Genomic DNA, 20,702 nt, shown 5'->3' on the forward strand with positions numbered 1-20,702 from the left:
ACGTCGAAGCATTTCTCGAAAAGGTTATCGGCGAAAGTCGCCATTTTATGTAACCGCAATCATAAACCAAACAGAAAGTGAGAATAGCGATGAACCAGAAAAAGCTTTTTAACGATGGGTGGCAATTTGCGAAAACCAAACTGGATGTTACGGACCCTGCGGGACTGGCATTCGAGCCTGTGGAGCTTCCCCATGACTGGCTGATCTACAATACGCTCGACCTGTACGAAGACAGCATGGGGTGGTACCGCAAGACATTCCCGTACACGAAGGATGATCAGCAGCTTCTGCTTTGTTTTGATGGCGTTTACATGAACTCTTCCGTATATGTGAACGGCCAGCTGGTCGGGGAGTGGAAATATGGTTATTCCGCGTTTGAACATGAGATCACGGATGCTTTGGTGGAAGGCGATAATGAAATTATCGTAAAAGTGGTGCATCAGAGCCCGAACAGCAGATGGTATTCCGGAGCCGGAATCTATCGCAATGTATGGCTCAAAACGAGAGACCGCAATCATATCGTAACCGATGGCATCTACGTATCCATCAAGCAGCAGCCCGCGGGCTGGCAGGTTGAACTGGACACGGAGCTGAATATCGATCAGAGCGCACAGCTTGTGCATACGATCCGATATGCGGGTCAGGTTATTGCGACTAATACAGCGGCGGTTACGGCTGCTGCAGGTGGAGATACAGCAGTAACGGATCGTCAGCAGATTGTGGTGGAGAACCCGAAACTGTGGAGCACCGATGAACCGAATCTGTATGAACTGGTGACAGAACTGCAAGTGACGGATGCGGACCAGCATGTACAGACGATTGAATCGGTATCGCAGAGAATTGGCTTCAGGGACATCCAGCTCGATCCGAACGAAGGTTTCCATCTGAACGGGGTCAAGATGAAAATGAACGGCGTGTGTGAACACCATGACCTGGGCGCACTGGGGGCGGCTTTCAACCTGACGGCACTTCGCAGAAGGTTCAACCTGCTGCGGGAGATGGGCGTCAATGCGATCCGGACCGCGCACAATATGCCTGCCAAGGAGTTCATGGAGCTCGCAGATGAGATGGGTATGCTGATCGTCTCGGAAGCCTTCGACATGTGGGAAAGATCCAAAACGCCTTATGACTATGCGAGATTTTTCCCGGAATGGGCGCACACGGACGTGAAGAGCTGGGTGAAGCGTGACCGCAACCATCCAAGTCTGGTCATGTGGAGTATCGGGAATGAAATCTATGATACCCACGCCGATGAACGGGGACAGGAAGTAACGCGAATGCTGATGGAGTATGTACTGGAATTCGATCCAAAAGGCAACGCAGGCATAACCATCGGTTCCAACTACATGCCTTGGGAAAATGCGCAAAAATGCGCGGATATCGTGAAGCTGGCAGGCTACAACTATGCGGAGAAATATTACGACAAGCATCACGAGGAGCACCCGGACTGGATCATCTACGGTAGTGAAACATCATCTGTGGTGCAGAGCCGCGGGATCTATCACTTCCCGTTCGAGCAATCCATCCTGGCAGATGATGACGAGCAGTGCTCCGCACTGGGCAACAGTACGACAAGCTGGGGTGCGAAGTCCGCAGAATACTGCATTCTGGCCGAACGGGATCGGCCGTATTCACTGGGGCAATTCCTGTGGACGGGGTTCGATTATATTGGAGAGCCGACGCCATACCATACGAAGAATTCATATTTTGGACAGCTGGACACGGCAACGTTCCCCAAAGACTCCTACTATATCTATCAAGCGGCCTGGACCGATTACAAAAAAAGCCCGATGGTGCACCTGTTCCCTTACTGGGATTTCAGCCCTGGTCAGCTGATTGATGTACGCGTGTGCAGTAATGCGCCGAAGATCGAATTGCAGCTGAACGGCAAGACGATCGGCACGTATGATATTGATCATGCGAACGGAACCCAGCTGGTCGGCTGGTGGAAAGTGCCGTATGAAGAGGGCGAGCTGAAAGCGATCGCTTATGATGAGAACGGGGAAATTATCGCAACGGATGTACAGCGATCTTACACGGATGCCCAGAAGGTTCGTTTGCAAGCGGATAAAGAGCAGCTGCAAGCGAATGGAACCGATCTTATTTTCGTTGAAATTCAAGTGGAGGATGAAGTGGGCAACCCTGTGCAAAATGCAAACAACCGTGTACAAGTTCATGTGACAGGTGCAGGACGACTGCTTGGTCTGGATAACGGGGACAGCACGGACTATGATCCGTATAAAGGTCTGAGCAGAAGATTGTTCAGCGGCAAGCTGATGGCAATCATCGGGGCAACGCATGAACCGGGCAGCATCCGGATCGAAGTGACCTCCGAAGGACTCCAGGGTGCAGTAGCCGAGTTCGAATCGAAGGCAGTGGATGGCGAAGTCATGAGTACGTCCGCATCTGCTGCAACTCAGGGACAAACCGTGTTAACCAAGAACGAAGAACGTCCGGTCCTCACCGGTCGTGCGCAAGAGATTCCTTTGCGGAAAATCGAAATTATCAGTGAAGCCGGGCAAGCCTTCGATCCGTCGATCCAGGAGATGGTGGTTACCGCCAAGCTGTATCCTGAGAACACGTCGTACCGTGACATTGAGTGGGCTGTTGTCAACGATGCCGGTATTGAGTCCAACATTGCGAAGGTCGAAGCGAACGGTCTGGAAGTACGCGTGTCAGCGCTGGGCGATGGCGAATTCCGCCTTCGTGCAACGAGCAGCAATGGTACGGACAAAACCAAACTGATCTCTCAGCTTGAATTCCAAGCAACTGGTCTGGGTACAGCCTACAAAGATCCGTACGGCTTCATTACTGGTGGACTGTACGATTACACCAAAGGCGATGTCGGTAACGGCAACGAACGCGGTGTAGCGACAAGTCGTGATGGGGAGACGCATGTCGGATTCCGTAATATCGACTTCGGACCTTACGGCTCCGATACCATTACGATTCCGATCTTTGCACTTTCCAGCGAGGATTATTACCTGCAAATCTGGGAGGGTATGCCGGATGAAGAGGGCAGCACGCTGCTGGCTGACGTGGTCTACCAGAAGGAATCCAGATGGAATGTGTATCAGGAAGAGACGTACCAGCTGTCCAAGCGGCTGAGCGGCATTACGTCGATCTGTTTTGTACTGAAGCAGAAGATTCATATCAAGGGCTTCTCATTCGAGCGTCAGAGTCGTGCATTTGAGCAAAATACAGCCGCTTCATGCGACCATCTCTACGGCGATACGTTCTCGATCCAGGATGAGTATGTAGAGGGGATCGGTAACAACGTGTCACTGGAGTTCGAAAACATGGACTTTACGACAGAAGGCACGTCGAAGCTCGTCATCTATGGCTGCTCGCCGATTGATAAGAACACGATTCATATCCGCTTCGCAGGCGAAGATGGACAGAGCAATCAGCTGGTCGAGTTCACGCACTCGGAAGGGTATGAGGAGCGGGTATTTGAGCTTGAACAGGTATCAGGCGAGCAAAAAGTAACCTTTATCTTCCTGCCGGGAAGTCAGTTTGACTTCGGATGGTTCCGGTTTGAGAAGTAAGTGGTTTTAAGAAACAGATGCTTCTATAGTAAAGAGTAAACTAAAGTGAAAATAGATCCCCTTCAAGGTGGTGCAGTTCGTGTTCAAGTGAACCTGTACCGCACGCGTGAAGGGGATTTTGGTATGTAAAATATTCGACAGATTAAGGATTAACGGAATTGTTCTGCCCGTATGGAGAGGTCCATTTCATGCCCTATTCTGCTGTAGATATACACCTTGACACTAGTGTCTTGTAAAGCAAGGAGATTGACGGTTTTTTCACTGTTTTTGCTGATCGTGGTCTCCATAGGCTCACTGTAGTCGTCGACATACAGGTTCATATACATGGGGTGATTACTATGATTTTCAATGATGATGTCTGCAAGTGTTCCATTGTCAGCAACCATCGTGAAACTGCCAGTGTATGCTGCACGGCCTTGATGATGAGTCTCAAGGATGAGAAGGGCATTCGGATCCGGCTTTACTGATTCTTCTGAAGCACTGGCTACCTTAGATGACGGCTCAGCAGGGATTCTGCTTTCCGCATCCAATTTATTTACGGGCATGAGCAGGACAGAGAAAACGATACCTGCACCTATTATCTTTTTTAACCACATTGTAATGAATCCTCCTGTACATTATGAATGATCTCGTTGCTACGTATCACTTTGGATAGTTAGCTTGCTTGTCTCTTCATCCCAGTTCACAGTAAGCCCCAGGGCCTCGAATACTTCAAAGGGAACGGTCGTCGCACCCGAATAATTGCCCGTTGGTTCTGGTAATGAAATGGATTGAGCTGTAGAGGAAGAGGAGGATTTCACCGTGGCCACCGTCTCGTTGGGACGGATTGTGACGGTACGATCTTCATATTGAAATGAATAAGCTTCGACTAGTCCGTTTACCTTGTTCATTTCAAATGTTGCCCCAATCGCTTCGGATACGGCTCTGACTGGAAGTTGAACGGTATGTTGGGTTTGGACTGCCGAATACGTGGACTGGAACAGATCATCGTTAATATACACATCGATGCCGAGCTTGGCCTGAATGGGTTGGTAAACCATGCCTCCAGATGATGTTGCAGGTGCTCCAGCCTCCTGATACTTGTCACTTCCCCAACCCCAGATGGTTCCATTGGAGGATAAGGCCAGATTGTGGTGATACCCTGCCGAGATATCGGTAATACCCGACAGATGCTTAACTCTGCCTTCTTTGCCTGTAACCGTCCTCCCGTAGCTGTACACCTCACCCGAAGTGGTTAACAGCAGGATATATTGCGAATTCCCGTCCATCTGCTTTACCTTGAGGTCGTGATGCAGAGAAACTGGCTTGCCCTTCTCGTCCAGGCCCCACACTTTCCCGTTCTGATCCAGTACAAGCAGGGACATATCTGTGCTAGTGATCGATGATATGTTGGACAGACCCTTTAGCTTGGCTGGCTTGGATGGGGATTTATCTGGTTGGTTCGGTTCATCCCATGTCCACAAGGAGCCATCCTTCTTCAAGGCATATCCTTGTTGGCCGGATGATCCTACCTGAATGATTTCTTTCAATCCGCTTACGGCGTGTGGACGTTGTATAACTTCCGAATCGTTTTCTTGAGTCCCTTGGCGCTGCCATGACATAACTGTACCGTTCCGAAGAAGGGCGATGTTGAAAGAACCAGTCACCACATCCTTCGCAGAGGAGATGCCTTCGACTTGATAGGGGAGTTTACCAGCGCCCCATTCCCACACGGTTCCATCCGCCTGAACGGCGGCGTTAATCCCACCTCCTGCGGCTGAAATAGCTATGACATTCCAAATTCCCGGAATGCGAACGGGACTGGACGTATGGCGGTAGCGGATGTCTTCACTGACACCAAGCTCTCCGAACATATTCCGACCCCAAGCCCAGACGGAACCGTCACTTCGCAGTGCGATCGTATAATAATGAGCCCCCTCCACAGCGGTATATGTAAGTCTGTTTTCTGTGGTTGCTGAGGTGGTATGGACCGTAGATGTACCGCTGGGTGGCAGCGGAGTTGTTGCTGCGTATGATATGGAGTCATGACCCAGTCCCATTAATAGGGTTGTGGTTAACCAAGTAGAAGCGACCGCCAGGCGCCATCTACGAGCTGGTTTACCTTTTACAGGGGGATCGGGTGGTATGAAGGAATTTTGTTCTGGGTTAGTTCTATGATCAGATGGCTCCGGCCAGCTCATGAAATCGCCTCTTTTTCGAGTGGGTTAGGGGACTGTGGTTTTTCTATATTTCTAAACGCTCTTGGGAGTGAAGAAGTTACAGAGAAATGATAAAATGCCTATATATTGAAAATGTTTTAGATCTAGCTATGTGAATCGATGAACAATTCAGGTAAGGGAGAAAAGGAGGATGAATCATGAAGTTTAGTGAAGATGTACTATGGAATCAACTGCAGGATGTGAGGCAATTTACGCTAGAAGTGTGCGACTCTGTGGATGAGGGACAGGTTCATGATGTACCGAAGGGATTCAATAACTCCATCCTGTGGAATGTGGGACACATCATTTTGGACCAAGATATGTGGTTTCACTATCTCATTGCTGATGACTCGGAAGTTCCTGCGGACTACGCAAAGTTTTTCGGTTATGGGACAAGCCCGGCAACATGGGATGCCGCACCCCCATCTTGGACTGAATTGATGGAGCGTCTAAGGGCACAACCAGACCAATTGAAAAACAAATTCACAGGTCGTCTGGAAGAGCCGCTGCTCCGTGAGAGCGAGTTAGGCATGAGTACAATTGGCGAAGTGATTCCCCGTACGCTCTATCATGAGTGGTACCATCTGGGGTACATTCAATCTATTCGCAGATGTCTGAGTGTATCTTCAGTGGGTTGAGGCCTATATATATTAAAATTGTAGATGGGAAAAGCCTTGGAATAGACAATAAGAAAGAGTTAACTCATGGTGATCATGAATTAACTCTTTTTCAGTTCCAGTGTATATGGAAAGTGAGTGCTATGTTCCGGAGGTGCTGATTCGTCAGACACTTCAACTGCAAAGTACAGTATGATGGGGAGAATGAACACAATAAGGCCGATGATTATAGCAATGATGACACTTTTTTTGTTCAAGTGGACAGGCTCCTTTCTGGAAATGAGGCTTTGGCTTTTTTGGAACTGTAACATATATTAACCAATGTATAAGGTTTTGGAAGAGTTTTGAGATGAGAGGAAAGTAGGGGAGCTGTGACTGTTGATGTTGCTGATGGCGGGGTAATACCTTTAAATATTTCGTCTAACATAGTACATTAGTACCTCATAAAATTAATCATAGTGCCTGTATAATAATTAGATATTGTTATAATATATCATTTATTACTTATAGAGGATGAGATACATATGGGAAGAATTCAGGTCCCGCCAGATCATTTAAGGAAAGTAGCACAAAAATTTCATAATGAACACGTGAGACTCAGTGATGTGTTAAATAGATTAAATACATCGTTGTCTAGTGTAATGCTTGGATTGGAAGGTCACTCGGTCGAGAGATTCAGATATGAGTATCGCGAGGCTGAGAATCGCATGAATATGATTTTGGCAGTGATCCAAAATACAGCGAAAGAGCTGGAGCGGATCGTCATTCTTTTCACTGATGCGGACTCGGGTGAAGTTCATTTACCGGACACCCCCCAGGAAGCATGGAGGATGCTAACTCATAGGACGGAGCAGACATGGGATTATTTAACCCAAAAAGTAAGCGAAAACTGGGAGCTTATGAAGCATAAAGCGGCCGTTGAAGCTGAACTTGAGCGTGAAAAAATGGCTGTAGCTACAGAAGAGCTGGACGAGGCACTTGAATATTTCAACTATGCTTTATCAAATCCTGATCAATACCCACTATTTGGTCTACATTGTGTAGGGTTGAGAGAATACTTCAACGATTATAGTGCGACAGATGATAAGTTAGGTTCAAGAGATTATTGGTTATCTAGAGGCTATGATGCTGAAGACATACATGAAGTCGCTGATAAGCTCAAAACGCCTATTGACGATGAAACATTCCTAACTTTAAACAATCAGTATATGCAACATGATGCGGAATTAAAGGCAGGAGCGATGTTCGGCGTAGCAACAAGCGCTGTCCTCTCAAAAGGAGGAGGTATGAAAGGTAGTTTGCTAGGATTTGTTTCGAATAAGAAGGTGAGTTTAAGCAGCAAAACTAATGTTGGAACTAATTTTAGAAAAGTTGATGTTCCTAAGGAGTGGGCAGAAAGTAGAGGTATACGTTATGCTAAACCTACTGACTTATTTAGAGAAGATACGTATGCTCCAGAAGGCCAAAAAATTGCACCAAAACATATTTATCGAGAATTAAATAAATCTGCAATTGGCAAAGAAACTATAGACTTAATTGAGAAAAACCAAATAAAAGTTAGATTGGATTATGGCGAAATACCAACAGATCAGGCGGGTAACCGAATTTATGGATTGGCTAACACAAGCACAAATACTGCGAGGATATTTGTAAGAGCTACAGAATCTGTATCAGTTACAGCTCGAACCATTATCCATGAGGTAACTCATAATTCCTTGAATAATGCTAATTATACTCAGCGGGAAGAAGTTATGGCATTTATGCGTGAATTAAAACATGTGAAAGATAAGTTAAAATATAGTGAGGTACGAGCTATTATTGAAGAGGTGAAAACAATCTACCCCGACATACCATATCGCTAGAAAAGGAGGAAATATATTGGATAGCAAGATGACAGATGTAGAAATTTTAAATCGAATAACTAAAGGAGAGGAAGTGCCCTGCCCTCATTGTGGAGAAATATTGATGTACCAATCAGTTGAGCAAGGCCTTCCTCCAGCTGTGATTTGTCCTAATGGGGACTATCGTCTAAGAATAAACATTAGTAGTGGGAATCTACTGGATAAACTAGGGTTAACCAACAAGAAAAAATAGCGTATATCTATTGTCGTTTTTGATGATTAAGATATTAATCAAGGACGGTGATCATAGATACAATATTTAATAATCCGTTCTTACAAAAGCTAATATCTTTCAATATAAAAAATATAATATGATTTTTAAATTGTGATAAAATGTTCCGAGCACACCAGCCAACAGAACGGCATAGGGTGCTTTTTTTATATTCAAAACAACTAATGAAATCTTCAACATGTGGACGATAATTATAGTAAAAACATAGGTGACGACGATGCTCCAAGACTTATTTAAATGAATACTTTATTTAAATTTAAATAGTAATTTAAGCAAAATATAATATATTTATTGTTATTAAAATTGAGTCGAAGTAGCACAAGATAATGACCAATATCTAAGGATAATAGCATTTATATTTTTCTTAGTTGCCACTTATCATCAGTCACCTATTTTTTTTAAAAAACCAAAAATGGATATCTTTGCAGTATAATCCATTTGGCCTTGGTACTGAACCCTGTGTCAAAAGATGAAAGGAGATTTAATCGGTGAATAAGGGAATAGCAGTATGGTTACTGATGGGTGCGTTTTTGGTTGCAGGATGTGAGGCCGACACTACAGGATCTAATCCGCCAGAGCAATCAGAATCGCCAAGCCGTCAGGTAACAATAGAGCCAAAGCAAGAAACAAATCCAACATTACATTGGCTCGGATCGTCGGAAGGTGAACAAGTAAAACTCTATGATAATCGGGAAGCAAAAGAAGATTCGCACCATATATTCACTCTAGAGATCAATGGAAATACCAAAGACTTTGATTGGTACTATCTTGGGGATATGGGAACGGACCCGCAGGTACATTATACGGATCTTACGGGGGACGGTAAGGAAGAAGCTGTAGTAATCATCCAGACTGGACGAGGAACCGGCTTAAATAATTACGATATCCATGTCGTGAGCGCCGAAGATTTCTCCGAAATTAAAGTGCAGAGTTACGAGGATATCGTAGCGAATTACATTGAATCGCGTGTTGCGAAGAACGGAGATGGTACGTTAGCGATTGCAGTAGAAGCACAAGGACAAGCCTATAACTTCGATTATGATTTCGATCCAGCTCCGAATTACGAGCAAGATGAGCTTGGATTTGGGGGTGTAACAATCTACAGGCTGGAGAATCAGAAAATTCAATTGCATCTCTCCGGATCTGTCGGCATATCCCCCACATATGTATGTGATTTTAATGTGACCTACGCATATGACGAGGCCAAGAGCGAGTTCATCGTTGATCAGATTGAAGTTGAACCTGTTGAAAATACAAAAGGTTAACCCTATTGCACGACACATCCAATACATTTCATAAAACGTTTACAAACTTTCAATTCTGCCCTACCTTTTCAGGAGCGAAGCTGAGATAATGGGAGAGGAATATGGCCAAGAAACCAAAGGCAAAACAGTCTTCACCCACAGCCAAAATAAACGCTACATACCCATAGGAGGAGTAGAGATGACGACACAACCATTACAACTAATCCAGTCCGCAGAAGGCCAAGCATTGCTTGCTCAAATGTACGGACAGCAGCAGGTCGAGGAACAGACTGCACGTTACACGAAGCTGAACGCTTCTTTTGGAGAGTACTTTGGTGTACAAGAGGGCAGCAAATTGTTTAGCGCCGCAGGACGCAGTGAGATTGGTGGTAACCATACGGACCATAACCATGGCAAAGTACTGGCAGGCAGCATTACGCTGGATACGATAGCGGTGGCGGCACCAACCACGGAATCCATGATTACCTTTTATTCGGAAGGTTATGACAAGAAATATGTAATCGATCTCACAGATCTGACCCCGAAGGCAGAAGACGACGGTACGACGGCGTTGATTCGCGGTATGGCTGCGGGATTTGGAGAGTTTGGATACAAGGTGGGCGGCTTCCAGGCGTACATCTCCAGTAACGTGTTCTCCGCATCGGGTCTAAGCTCGTCAGCTTCATTCGAGATGCTGATCTGTACGATTCTGAATCATTTCTACAACGAAGGATCACTGGATGTTGTGGTAATGTCCAAGATTGGTCAGTATGCGGAAAACCAATATTGGAATAAACCGTCCGGTCTGCTGGATCAGATGGCTTGTGCTTATGGTGGTCTGATCGCGATTGATTTTGCGAACCCGGCTGAACCTGTCATTGAACCTGTGCAGTGGGATTTCCAACAGAATGGCTACTCCTTGGTGATTGTAAATACAGGCGGAAACCATGCCGATCTGACCGAAGATTACGCTGCTGTGCCGTATGAGATGAGAGCGGTTGCTCAGGCGCTGGGCCAAGAGTATGTTCGGGAGATTACAGCGGAGAACATCTACGCGAACCTCAAGCAGGTCCGTGAAGCTGCGGGAGATCGTGCGGTACTGCGTGCACTTCACTTCCTGGAGGAGAATAACCGGGTGGATGGCCAGGTGCAGGCGCTGAGGGATGGACGCTTTGCAGACTTCCTGAATTTGATTACAGCGTCAGGAAACTCGTCCTGGAAGTGGCTCCAGAATGTATATCAGAGTGGTTCCGTGAAGGAGCAGGAGATTGGGATTGCGCTGGCACTGACCGAAAACTATCTGCAAAACCTGGGCGATGGTGCCTGCCGTATACACGGTGGTGGATTCGCAGGAGTTATCCTGACGATTCTTCCAAACGACAAAGTCGAGGAGTACATGTCCTGGATGCACGGCATGCTGGAAACGCCAATTATTGTCGTTAACGTGCGTGCACAGGGTGCAGTATGCCTGAATGAATTGATCAGCTAGGCGCAAAGTCATTCTTCCCATTAAATTTATGGGTAACGTGTAGCGCTTCAAACATAAATGATTGTAGAACGTGAACAAACGAATCAGAAGACTAAATAAGTGTTTAACCAAGTCCGGGCCTGCCCGGGCTTTTTGGTTTATTTTAATTTCGACTAAAGTCCAAACTTTGAAGATGATTTACGTGTTGATTAGGTAGTGGCTTAGAAACGGCGGGCTGATGCTGAGAGGGTATTTAACATGTAACCGAGGAATTTTTCAGTACGTTTTGACAAGGGGAGGGTATGGAGGATGATTACATCCACAGTGGCGGCAGAGCTTGAAGAGGAACAATTATATGAAGAGTTGAGGCGTGAACTGGAGGATATAGAGGATGGCGAGCAGCGGCAAAGAGTCCTGAATCGAATGATCAGACAGCTCAAGTTTGCCAAATGGCGAAAAGGACGAATGCATAAGTTCGACACCTACTTTCAAAATGTAAAACCGGTAACGCTTTGGGTTATTTTAGCGACGGGTGCACTTACGCCTGTACTGTTATTTAGCATGTTCATATGGGTGTCGCTTTGGTTGGAATGAGATTGAAGCCGAGAGGGTAATTACCTTGTATAGGGAGCAAGAGATTGACATCAAGAGACAAGGGAGGTACTTATGTTATTTGTAGTTTTTTTGATTGCCATTCTATTCGGTGCTCTGCTGATCTTTCGAATGGATGAAGGAAGAAGACTAAGAATCAGCGCACTAACGGTTGTGGTGTACTGCATATTACTGTGTCTATTGCTTGTATTCCAATCGGTTGAACAGGGTGAAGATTTTGTGTATCTGGGGTTCTTCAATATGACCTATGAGGCTGCGAAAGTATGGATTAACATTTACGTCGTCATTGCGCTGGCAGCGTTCTTAACATATCTGGGTGCGAGCGAAGAGGAGTAGGTGTTTTGAAGTTATTGAATTCTATTGAAAAAAGGAGAACCGCAAATCACCAGAATGGAGCATTCCAATGGTTAGCGGTTCTCTGAGTTAACTTTATTTTAGTGTGACCCTTGCGGGTGTTTCTGTTCCAGAGGCTGCACTTGCCCTTGCATATACTGATGATATTCACGGAAACTGCTGATATGATGCAGAGCATCGGTTTTGGATGACTGGATTTTGACCTTACCGTTTCCAGGGTTCTTTTTCATCTCGGTCAGTGCTGATTTGGATCCTTCGATATCACCTGACATGTCCTGAATTCGCTGCAGCAATGCTGGGTGTCCTTCATGCTGAAGCATTTCAGCAAGTGGTCTCATTTCCTCAAGCTTTTGACTGGATCGTTCGAGTGTGGTCATCACCTGATCCCCATCGGTACTTGCACTCAATGAGACCATTCGGTGGATATGATCTTTCTCCATACGCTCCAGTGCCTCAAGATGAGAAGCTTCAAGTCGCTTGGGGTCATTCCAGCTCTCAACTTGAACCTCTGGTTCATTTTGCTGTGATGCCTGGTCTGCACTATATCCGTTATTCCCGCATCCCCATAGTAAAGATGAACAGGTCAGGATTGCACCGACTGCAATGATGCTTTTCAACCTCATGTTGTCACTCCTTCTATTTATTCCTGAAGGTAGTATGAGCCAACATATATCGAATCATGCTTATTCTGCAGAATTTCTTTCCTGCAATTACGCATATCCCCAAATGTTCTGGTAACAACAGCCTAGATTAATTCTTTATTGATGGTACTTTGATGTCATAAATTGCAGACTTTTAGCTTATTTTTGCTGAGCTTTGTTTTCGGTAGGACGTACACTACCCTTAAAGTTTAACTGCTTCATAAGAAGGGAGGAAGCAATGCGCATCTACAACAACTCAATTTGGCGCTGGACCTTTACGCTGCTGTATCCCGCCATTATTTTCATCTTTCAGAGCTGGGGACCCATATTGGAATCATGGGCGGGTCCCATTATCTTTGTTGCTTTATTTTGCTTTCTGTGGAGCGGGATTGAGGAGATGTTCATCTCGACAGGGCTGACCTGGTTTGTGGCCATCCCGTGCTGGTGGTATTTTATTGAGCGTCCGAAGCCATCTTTCGGTGCGGAGAATTTTGCGGCACATTTATGGTTAATTGTCATGATATATATCGTTTTCGTGCTCATTCCTCAGACACTGATCCTGACCACTCGTCTGCGGATCATGGATTATTATAAGAAGTGATGGGAAAGTTACATCGCGTTTCAACGTAAGGAAGGAGGGTACATATGGAACGTAAAAAGAATCGGGGAGCATATATCACGTTGTATGCATTGGTACTCGCAGGGCTCCTGCTTTTGATCCGTTCATGCGCTCCACAGGATATCGATTCCATGCTAAGCGAGAATGGCATTCATTCAGACCAGGTAATGGTTGTAACCCCCATAGATTCACGAACTCATCTGGTTTTATATCAGAATACCACTGCTGACGGCTTAGCATCCGGATTGATTGAGCAAGAGCCATGGTCATCCCTGGTCATTCTGCCACAGGACGTTCTTCAGGATAATCCAACTGAGCCGATATCTTCTCATAGCTCAGGATACCAGATGTCCGATGGAAAAGCGTTCGATGTTGCATATGGATATGTCCACGATCCGGAGATAACGAAACTGCGCCTTCGATACGAGCTGAATTCATCGTCTGAGGAAGTGGAAGCAGATATTCTTGAATCCTCGAATAAGAATCAAGAGAGGTTATGGTACGCCATAATTCAGCAGCCGACAACGGGGATACAGCTCGATATACAGGGATTGGACAATGTAGGCCAAGTGATCTATTCATCGAAGGAGAACGAAGATTAGGAGGAGCCTCGTGAATCGTATAAAACGAATCAACAAACCTTACTTCATTTTCCTGCTCTGGAATATACTTATGATCTTTGCCGTACATGGCTTAACATTTCAGCATGAAGCCGGCAGAGGAATTTCCGGTAATGGTAACCCAGGGATACTCATCTTGTTTCCGTCCCTTCTTACGTTTCTGATCTTGTGTATCTGGACGGTGTCGCTGTTCAAAAGGTGGCTATATGATCAGCGTCAGCGCTGGGTTGGGAAAGTGCATGTGATGGTGCCTCTGGCTGCTGTACTGCTGTGTGTGTTGTCTGTCTTTTTGGAGCTGCTCATGATTGAGGACCTGCGAGTGCAGCTAGGTGGATTTACGAATGATCCGAGCTCGGCGGTATACCGTTTTGGCTGGTTGAATCAATATACGAATACTCTTTATTACAATGCTCCCATCCTGCTGTTCGGACTGTCATTGTCTACATTCATTGGCTGGCTAATGGAACTTAATGTACGTAAAAACAGTCCATAAGCTCTTGTTCATCTTCCTTTTCCTACAAGCAAACAATTCTTAACACAAAAATAAGCCCGCTTGTTCGGTTCTAACCAAACAAGCGGGCTTACTGCTTCTGATTTGCTATACTCTCCTCTGGAATTTTCCCGTATAGGGGATGGTGATCTTGATTTTCAGGTTCTGAATGGAGTCTTCCGTAAGGATCATCTTCGAACCATTATTGGATAGCTTGCGCCACAGGCTTGGATTCTTGCGGTACAGCTTCTCCTCAAGGCCATAGATATCGACACCGCGTTTCAGACCCTGACGGTATGTTTGCAGGATCTGATCCCGCAACGTCTTCTCGCTAAAATGAACCATTTCATCATAGGAAATGGGAGTGAGATATTCGTACAAGGCTGTCAAATATTTGGCATCAATATTGAAGTGTACTTCATTCCCCTGAACGACAGGATTAATCTTGATGTTGGGCAGGCCCACACTTAGAACGCCATAGGTGGTTCCGTCTCTCTCAATAATCAGTGGTGCGCGCCGCAGATCCTTGAGCAGCCAGTGGTATCCTGGAATTTTGGGCCGGGGCAAATATTCGAAGTTATTGCCGGTTCTTTCGAAAAAAGCCCCCTCAATCACAAACAGTTCATGTTTCTTTTTGTTCTGCGACCAATGCTCCTTATTCAGTGAAATACATGGCAGATAGGTTGTTGTGGACGGATCGTTATGGGTGGCAATGAGCTTGAAACTGAGCACCGGAGGAAAAAGAGACTCCTCCAGAAAGCTGGGAAGCGGGTTGTGAAGAATGCTGTCCAGCGGCGACATATTGTAGATGGATGTCGCACTCAAAATATTCTCCAGCGGTTCACGAGTGCCATACACCCAAGTGGTATATCGCGATTCCGGGAAGCGTCCGAGCATATCAAACACACCCTTGATATGATTGCTTGTCAGAATGCTTTCGGCCATAACGATTGCCGTCACATGACCCCAGGCAATATGGAGCTGGGCACTCCGGAATAGTTCGTTTATAGCCAGGTTCAATGTTTTGCCCGTTGCATGCCCAACCCATATGGGAGGGGGTTCCTCATTTTTGGTTGAGCTCTCACTCTTGGCTACACTGGCAAAGTCCATGGTCTGCACGTACACGTGATACATTCCGTCTTTATAATCGACGCCGATTGCCTTGGCGTAGTCGACCTGCTGGATCTCATAGGCACTCCAGCACCCGCTGGTCACGAAACACAGAGCAAGACTGAGCAGACCTAACGACCAACGGCGTATCTGCCGTTTCATCGATCATTACCATCTTTGCGTGGCTTCTGCGTTTCGAGATACACGGGTCTGCGTTTCATCCAGCCCTTCGGCAGCTTGAATAGGGAAGCGAGGGCCTGTTTGAAATTAAGTGGCGTCAGTGGTGTCAGGTAAGGAATGCCGAATGACTTGAGATCAGTCAGATAGATCAGGAACAGGATAATGGACAGAATGAACCCGTATATGCCAAGGGACGCTCCAAGTACATAACAGAAGAAGCGCAGAATCAGAACCGAACTGGTCATCACCTGATTCACAATCGTTGCCCCGGCGACGACCGTGACGGCAATGACGACAATCATGAGTGGTGAAACCATGCCGGCGCGGATGGCTGAATCCCCGATAATCAATCCACCAACCACGGTTAGTGTCTGACCAATGGCACTGGGAAGCCGTACCCCTGCCTCCCGGAACAGCTCCATCAGAAGCATGATGAGAAACATTTCTACGCCAGATTCCATAGGCAGCCCCATTCGTCCAACCGAGATCGTGGCAACCAGCGGAAAGGGCAGCTGGTCCATATGAAATGAAGTTAGAGCGATATAGAAACCAGGCAGGAATATGGTCACCAATAATCCGATAAAGCGCAGCATGCGGCCCACATTCACCGGCAAAAAGGGGAAGCTGGCATCTTCGGGAGATTTGAGAAGCAGAAACAGATTAACCGGACCGATAATGACACTTGGATTGCCATCCACGATGAGAATAAAGCGGCCATTCAGAAGACATTCTGCTGCAAAATCGGGCCTGCCGGTGTAGTGGGTGACCGGGAACAGCGTAATTTTCGAAGGAGAAATTAATTCTTCCAGCTCGTTGGCGGTCATGACTCGTTCCGTATCAATCTTGCGCAGCCGATTCTGGACATCGTCAATCAGATCGGGGTTGGCAATGTTTTTGATATACATGAGAGCCACTTTGGTCACGGAACGTGAACCGATTAATTCGATGTTACAGGCCAGATCGGCTGTACGCAGACGTGTACGAATCAAGGCGATGTTCACCGATAGCCGTTCGATAAAGCCATCCCTTGATCCGCGGATGGATACCTCAGTGGTGGATTCTTCCGGTGTACGTGTAGGAATATTGGAGATATCCATGCTCCACATCGTCTGAAGGGAAGGGATGCAGATGAGCATATGCCCCTCGAATACCCGAAGGGACATCAGTTCTGCACCCAGCGTATCCTGCAAATCCATACGGGTCCATTGAAGGGTAATGGATCTCTCAATATCCGATGTACGAAGGAAGTGCGTACGCTCGTAAGCGCGCGACAATTCAGGAAGAATAATATCGTATATGGATTTGCTGTCCACCATACCGCTGCAATACACGACAATAATCTGTACGGGAGACTCCCCGATCATGTGACTGCTGATGATGACATCATCCGATCCGGCAAAAAACGTCTTCAGGCTATGTTCATTGATTCGAAAGGGCTCAGCCGGTTGATGGTCCTTCTTGGGTGTGGTTGTGATCGGCATGGGCAGGAGCCTCCTTGTCTTTTTTGTGTATGAGCGCGGCCAGAGTCAACAGGACGGTGACAATGGATACGTAAGCGAGCATCACAGGAAACTGAATGTGGTTCACATAATAGTCGACGTAATCAATTCGCCACCACTGTACGGCTATGAAGCACATGATGAAGGTGATGGACAGTACTGCAATGTACCTCTTTCTCGGCCTCCGAAAATCAAGCAGATCCACAATGAGATATATGGAGATAGCCACTCTGGCAAAAGAACCACTCAGCCACTGATAGATGGATAGGAAGTCTACGTGCTGGAGCAGTTTTCCGATATTCACCAGTTTCCATTGTTCATAAGGAGTATTTCGCTGTTTGGCCGCTTCCTCCGGACCAAATTCAACAATAGCTCCCAGGGTGGGGCCGACCGCCATGGTGAGCATGAATAATCCCAGCAGCAGTATATGCCACCAACGAATTTTGCCTTTCACATCGTGCTGAAACAGCATCAGGATCCAGATCTCCATCAGCCCTGCGAGCGAATAGATCATGCCTTTCATGACAGGACCGGCACCATATTCCATGATCGGGAACAACTGTCCGTAGTCCTTGTATTTCATATTGGCAGACATCACAAAATACCCGAGCAGAATGACAAAGGGGAGCAGGATGCTTGAAGTCATCGCAATGGAGCGGATTCCTTTGGCAGCAGCCCAAGCCGCAACCAACGCGCCCACTCCTGCGAGCACGTAGGGCGGGGTGAATTGCAGATAGGTGGATACCGTCCAGTTCGTTGTCTCATATAAGGTATGCGTGGCAAGTGCGAGCAGCAGAAGAGAGGCTGAAATACGGAAGATCCAGGAAAATACAGCACCGAACTCCCGCGTGATCCAGTCCGTCAGGCGCTGTCCGCGTACCCGGCGAATGATTACGAACATCATACATAGAAAAAGCATGAAAAAAGGCGCAGCAGCCGCTACAGATAGCCACCCGTCTCTGCCGGCCTGGTCCAGAATGGCCGGGATAGACAGCACGTGACATACGAGTCCGGCACTGAGCAGAATGATGGAAAAGGACAGCCATATCGTGATTTCACCCTTTTCACGGCTCATGGGAATCCTCCTTTCCGTCCAAGGAAGTTTCCGTTAGCTTGTACAGCATATGGGATTTTGATTCTTCTGAATCTGCTTCTGAAGTAAAACGTTCAAAAGCATAGCAATCAGACAATTTTTGTCTTCCTTTCCGCAGCGTTTGCCATCATGCCGTACATCTTCCCGGGTAGAACGGACATATATTTCCTTCTTCACATCTGCAAAAAATGTCCCTACTGTGCCTGGTGCCCAAGGTATACCGTTAAGGTACATCGCAGACAAGAGGAGGATGATGCGAATGAACTGGTGGTCTTCCAACCGCCTTCGCCTGATTCAAAACAATCTCCGCGAGATTGATGCGGACATGAATGTGGACCTGTTGATGGAGGAGCTGCAGGAGTTTCAAGCCAACGTGCTAATGATGAATGCGGGAGGGATTTTTGCCTTTTATCCATCTGCACTGGAGCATCAATATGTCACACCTTATCTTCATACCGATTTATTACAAGAAGCTGTATCGAAGGCCCATGCGCTCGGAATGAAATTTATTGCCCGCTTCGATTTCAGCAAAGCGCACGAATCACTGTTTGAGGCACATCCGGAATGGTTTTATCGTGACCGTTACGGACAGGAAGTGAACTATTACGGCATCGTGCATACGTGCCTGAATGGGGAATATCAGCAGGAGAAGTCCATCGAGTCAATTATAGAAGTGCTTGAGAAGTATCCGGTGGACGGCATTTTCTTCAATATGTTCGGGTACCAGCACTGGGATTACAGCGGCAACCATTATGGACCTTGTTATTGTGACAACTGCAGGCGTCGTTTTCAGGAGATCTGCGGGGCTGAACTGCTGAACTACACGGGGCCTTTGCATGAATTGCATACAGCGTATCTTCATTTTCAGGAGTTAACCTCCCGAGAGATTTTGAGCAAAATTCATCACAGGGTGAAGTCCCGCTGGCCGGATATAGCCATAAGCACCTACCACCCGCACAGGGTTGACATCATTCGCAAGGAATCGAATACATCGCTAACCCGAAGCTTGCCTTTATGGCAGTATTCCGCCTCAGAGAATGTGGCCTCCGTAGTGAGCAGCTGGGACGATAAAATAGTCAGCAATTGCAGCATTAATGCCATCGATCTGACCTATCGGTTCACCGGGGTCTCGCCCCATGAGACGGAAATAAGGCTATATCAGAACATCGCCAGCGGGTCCGGACTCGATTTTTGTATTATAGGAGCCTTCGAGGGATATCCGGATCGGAAGAATTTTGAAGTAGCCCGGGACATTTTTCGATATCATGCAGCGCATGAACATATCTATGGAAGTCTAACTTCCATGGCTGAAGTCATTTTGATTAAACCAAAGGCACCAGAGGCAGGGACTGAATATTTGGGTCTGTTCAAAATGTTAAAAGAAGCCCATGTCCTGTTCGATGTCATCGTCGAAGACCAGATTACCGCCATGGCACATAAGCTGGCCGCAGTGAAAGCAGTCATCTTGCCTGGTTTGCAAAGACCCCACATCAATACCAAGGAAACGCTGGATCAATTGCTCAAACAAGGCGTTGCTCTGCTTGCTACAGGAAATGCCTTACGCGACGATGCAGAAGGGTTGTCTGACTGGTTTGGAGCAGTTCATACAGGAAATACCGACATGCTTCCATCTGCATACCTCCAGGTAACAGATGCAGATCGTTTTCCCAGTGTGAAGGACCGGGAATGGATCACGGTTAGTGGTGGTTTTGCACATGTGCAATTTGATACCGCAAAGACAGAGTGCTGTATGCCGTATATTGAACCTGCATCTTTTGGCCCGCCGGAACGGGCGTATGGACACCAAGTGGGCGAAAGTTACGGACTCGGGATCTCCCATCCGGCAAATGGTGGTACAGCCGCCTATTACACATGGAACCCGGGCGTTCTGTATTACAAACACGGCTTCGAAGACCACAAACATGCCGTGATGGATGTTCTGGCCCGGTTAACCGGGGAGAGCCTGGTGAAGAACGATCTGCCTGCCAGTACGGAGTTATTCCTGAATCGGACAGAACAAGGGCATGTGCTTCTCCAGCTCCTGAACTTGTCCGGCTTCAACGGAACGACATACTTTGAAGCGATACCGCTATACAATCGCACGATTGAGTTTCGTGATATAGGAGTACCTGTTCGGGCGTACTCATTGTGTTCGTCAGAGAACATTCCTATGAACATCGAAGGGAACAAAGTCAGACTAACCATTCCCGAACTAAAGCGGTATGAAGCCATTGTACTCGAGATGGACCACGCCCCGAAGAAAGAGGTGAACTAAC

19 protein-coding genes are annotated in these 20,702 nt (G+C 46.8%); 12 read left to right on the forward strand and 7 right to left on the reverse strand.

The genetic code is table 11. From position 1 onward, the window contains the following. The first annotated feature begins 89 nt into the window (after positions 1-89). Complete coding sequence (locus tag PIL01S_RS16715; RefSeq protein ID WP_127538474.1) at positions 90-3,548, forward strand: glycoside hydrolase family 2 TIM barrel-domain containing protein; 3,459 nt, start codon at positions 90-92, stop codon at positions 3,546-3,548. A 149-nt stretch (positions 3,549-3,697) separates the two neighbouring features. Here PIL01S_RS16715 and PIL01S_RS16720 read toward each other — a convergent pair whose 3' ends face one another. Together PIL01S_RS16720 and PIL01S_RS16725 are read right to left on the reverse strand one after the other, a co-directional pair. After that, a complete protein-coding gene (locus PIL01S_RS16720; protein WP_127538475.1) occupies positions 3,698-4,144 on the reverse strand; it encodes a hypothetical protein in 447 nt (148 codons plus the stop codon). 39 nt (positions 4,145-4,183) lie between these two features. After that, positions 4,184-5,728: a stalk domain-containing protein gene (locus PIL01S_RS16725; protein ID WP_127538476.1), complete on the reverse strand. Its 1,545-nt coding sequence runs from the start codon at positions 5,726-5,728 to the stop codon at positions 4,184-4,186. Between the two features lie 176 nt (positions 5,729-5,904). On the opposite strand from PIL01S_RS16725, the gene PIL01S_RS16730 reads away from it, so the two are divergent. Then, entirely contained in the window at positions 5,905-6,384 is a 480-nt protein-coding gene (locus PIL01S_RS16730) for a DinB family protein (RefSeq protein WP_127538477.1), read from the forward strand. 80 nt (positions 6,385-6,464) lie between these two features. On the opposite strand, the gene PIL01S_RS29530 is transcribed toward PIL01S_RS16730, so the two are convergent. Then, positions 6,465-6,620, reverse strand: coding sequence for a hypothetical protein (locus tag PIL01S_RS29530; RefSeq protein ID WP_164764256.1), 156 nt, complete (start codon positions 6,618-6,620; stop codon positions 6,465-6,467). Positions 6,621-6,887: 267 nt separating this feature from the next. Here PIL01S_RS29530 and PIL01S_RS16735 point away from each other — a divergent pair, with 267 nt between their 5' ends. From PIL01S_RS16735 to PIL01S_RS16760, 6 genes are all read left to right on the forward strand, one after another. After that, complete coding sequence (locus PIL01S_RS16735; RefSeq protein ID WP_127538478.1) at positions 6,888-8,225, forward strand: WXG100 family type VII secretion target; 1,338 nt, start codon at positions 6,888-6,890, stop codon at positions 8,223-8,225. A gap of 16 nt (positions 8,226-8,241) precedes the next feature. Next, positions 8,242-8,457, forward strand: a complete 216-nt coding sequence (locus PIL01S_RS16740; RefSeq protein ID WP_127538479.1) for a hypothetical protein — start codon at positions 8,242-8,244, stop codon at positions 8,455-8,457. A gap of 527 nt (positions 8,458-8,984) precedes the next feature. Further along, on the forward strand, positions 8,985-9,761 hold the full coding sequence (locus PIL01S_RS16745; RefSeq protein WP_127538480.1) for a hypothetical protein: 777 nt from the start codon (positions 8,985-8,987) through the stop codon (positions 9,759-9,761). 178 nt (positions 9,762-9,939) lie between these two features. After that, a complete protein-coding gene (locus tag PIL01S_RS16750) occupies positions 9,940-11,229 on the forward strand; it encodes a galactokinase (RefSeq protein ID WP_127538481.1) in 1,290 nt (429 codons plus the stop codon). A 288-nt stretch (positions 11,230-11,517) separates the two neighbouring features. Beyond that, the gene (locus tag PIL01S_RS16755) at positions 11,518-11,802 is read left to right on the forward strand and encodes a hypothetical protein (RefSeq protein ID WP_127538482.1); all 285 of its coding nucleotides are present in this window, start codon (positions 11,518-11,520) and stop codon (positions 11,800-11,802) included. A gap of 72 nt (positions 11,803-11,874) precedes the next feature. Then, positions 11,875-12,156, forward strand: a complete 282-nt coding sequence (locus tag PIL01S_RS16760; protein ID WP_127538483.1) for a hypothetical protein — start codon at positions 11,875-11,877, stop codon at positions 12,154-12,156. Positions 12,157-12,254: 98 nt separating this feature from the next. On the opposite strand, the gene PIL01S_RS16765 is transcribed toward PIL01S_RS16760, so the two are convergent. After that, positions 12,255-12,797 carry a hypothetical protein gene (locus PIL01S_RS16765; RefSeq protein WP_127538484.1) on the reverse strand — a complete coding sequence of 181 codons (543 nt, stop codon included), beginning with the start codon at positions 12,795-12,797 and terminating at the stop codon, positions 12,255-12,257. Positions 12,798-13,053: 256 nt separating this feature from the next. Between PIL01S_RS16765 and PIL01S_RS16770 the strand changes: the two genes are divergently transcribed. The 3 genes from PIL01S_RS16770 to PIL01S_RS16780 are packed head-to-tail and all read left to right on the forward strand — an operon-like array spanning position 13,054 to position 14,547. Next, complete coding sequence (locus tag PIL01S_RS16770) at positions 13,054-13,416, forward strand: hypothetical protein (protein ID WP_127538485.1); 363 nt, start codon at positions 13,054-13,056, stop codon at positions 13,414-13,416. A 44-nt stretch (positions 13,417-13,460) separates the two neighbouring features. Continuing rightward, complete coding sequence (locus PIL01S_RS16775; protein ID WP_127538486.1) at positions 13,461-14,036, forward strand: hypothetical protein; 576 nt, start codon at positions 13,461-13,463, stop codon at positions 14,034-14,036. A 10-nt stretch (positions 14,037-14,046) separates the two neighbouring features. After that, entirely contained in the window at positions 14,047-14,547 is a 501-nt protein-coding gene (locus tag PIL01S_RS16780; protein WP_127538487.1) for a hypothetical protein, read from the forward strand. A 105-nt stretch (positions 14,548-14,652) separates the two neighbouring features. On the opposite strand, the gene PIL01S_RS16785 is transcribed toward PIL01S_RS16780, so the two are convergent. Genes PIL01S_RS16785 through PIL01S_RS16795 form a run of 3 tightly spaced genes read right to left on the reverse strand, consistent with a single transcriptional unit; the run spans position 14,653 to position 18,408 of the window. Further along, positions 14,653-15,816, reverse strand: a complete 1,164-nt coding sequence (locus tag PIL01S_RS16785) for a Ger(x)C family spore germination protein (protein WP_127538488.1) — start codon at positions 15,814-15,816, stop codon at positions 14,653-14,655. Beyond that, positions 15,813-17,315 carry a spore germination protein gene (locus PIL01S_RS16790; RefSeq protein WP_127538489.1) on the reverse strand — a complete coding sequence of 501 codons (1,503 nt, stop codon included), beginning with the start codon at positions 17,313-17,315 and terminating at the stop codon, positions 15,813-15,815. Before PIL01S_RS16790 ends, PIL01S_RS16785 begins: the two co-directional genes overlap by 4 nt. Continuing rightward, positions 17,272-18,408 (reverse strand): GerAB/ArcD/ProY family transporter, encoded by a 1,137-nt coding sequence (locus PIL01S_RS16795; protein ID WP_127538490.1) that lies wholly within the window; start codon positions 18,406-18,408, stop codon positions 17,272-17,274. The genes PIL01S_RS16790 and PIL01S_RS16795 overlap by 44 nt, the downstream gene beginning before the upstream one ends. Positions 18,409-18,685: 277 nt before the next feature. Between PIL01S_RS16795 and PIL01S_RS16800 the strand changes: the two genes are divergently transcribed. After that, positions 18,686-20,701 carry an alpha-amylase family protein gene (locus PIL01S_RS16800; protein ID WP_164764257.1) on the forward strand — a complete coding sequence of 672 codons (2,016 nt, stop codon included), beginning with the start codon at positions 18,686-18,688 and terminating at the stop codon, positions 20,699-20,701. Position 20,702: the final 1 nt, after the last annotated feature.

This window comes from Paenibacillus illinoisensis NBRC 15959, from assembly GCF_004000925.1.
Taxonomy (GTDB): domain Bacteria; phylum Bacillota; class Bacilli; order Paenibacillales; family Paenibacillaceae; genus Paenibacillus; species Paenibacillus illinoisensis.

Excerpts from the sequence above, each read along its gene's own strand:
- PIL01S_RS16715 (WP_127538474.1), top strand. The coding sequence starts at position 90 with ATGAACCAGAAAAAGCTTTTTAACGATGGGTGGCAATTTGCGAAAACC.
- PIL01S_RS16720 (WP_127538475.1), bottom strand. The coding sequence starts at position 4,144 with ATGTGGTTAAAAAAGATAATAGGTGCAGGTATCGTTTTCTCTGTCCTG.
- PIL01S_RS16725 (WP_127538476.1), bottom strand. The coding sequence starts at position 5,728 with ATGAGCTGGCCGGAGCCATCTGATCATAGAACTAACCCAGAACAAAAT.
- PIL01S_RS16730 (WP_127538477.1), top strand. The coding sequence starts at position 5,905 with ATGAAGTTTAGTGAAGATGTACTATGGAATCAACTGCAGGATGTGAGG.
- PIL01S_RS16735 (WP_127538478.1), top strand. The coding sequence starts at position 6,888 with ATGGGAAGAATTCAGGTCCCGCCAGATCATTTAAGGAAAGTAGCACAA.
- PIL01S_RS16750 (WP_127538481.1), top strand. The coding sequence starts at position 9,940 with ATGACGACACAACCATTACAACTAATCCAGTCCGCAGAAGGCCAAGCA.
- PIL01S_RS16755 (WP_127538482.1), top strand. The coding sequence starts at position 11,518 with ATGATTACATCCACAGTGGCGGCAGAGCTTGAAGAGGAACAATTATAT.
- PIL01S_RS16760 (WP_127538483.1), top strand. The coding sequence starts at position 11,875 with ATGTTATTTGTAGTTTTTTTGATTGCCATTCTATTCGGTGCTCTGCTG.
- PIL01S_RS16765 (WP_127538484.1), bottom strand. The coding sequence starts at position 12,797 with ATGAGGTTGAAAAGCATCATTGCAGTCGGTGCAATCCTGACCTGTTCA.
- PIL01S_RS16770 (WP_127538485.1), top strand. The coding sequence starts at position 13,054 with ATGCGCATCTACAACAACTCAATTTGGCGCTGGACCTTTACGCTGCTG.
- PIL01S_RS16775 (WP_127538486.1), top strand. The coding sequence starts at position 13,461 with ATGGAACGTAAAAAGAATCGGGGAGCATATATCACGTTGTATGCATTG.
- PIL01S_RS16785 (WP_127538488.1), bottom strand. The coding sequence starts at position 15,816 with ATGAAACGGCAGATACGCCGTTGGTCGTTAGGTCTGCTCAGTCTTGCT.
- PIL01S_RS16790 (WP_127538489.1), bottom strand. The coding sequence starts at position 17,315 with ATGCCGATCACAACCACACCCAAGAAGGACCATCAACCGGCTGAGCCC.
- PIL01S_RS16795 (WP_127538490.1), bottom strand. The coding sequence starts at position 18,408 with ATGAGCCGTGAAAAGGGTGAAATCACGATATGGCTGTCCTTTTCCATC.
- PIL01S_RS16800 (WP_164764257.1), top strand. The coding sequence starts at position 18,686 with ATGAACTGGTGGTCTTCCAACCGCCTTCGCCTGATTCAAAACAATCTC.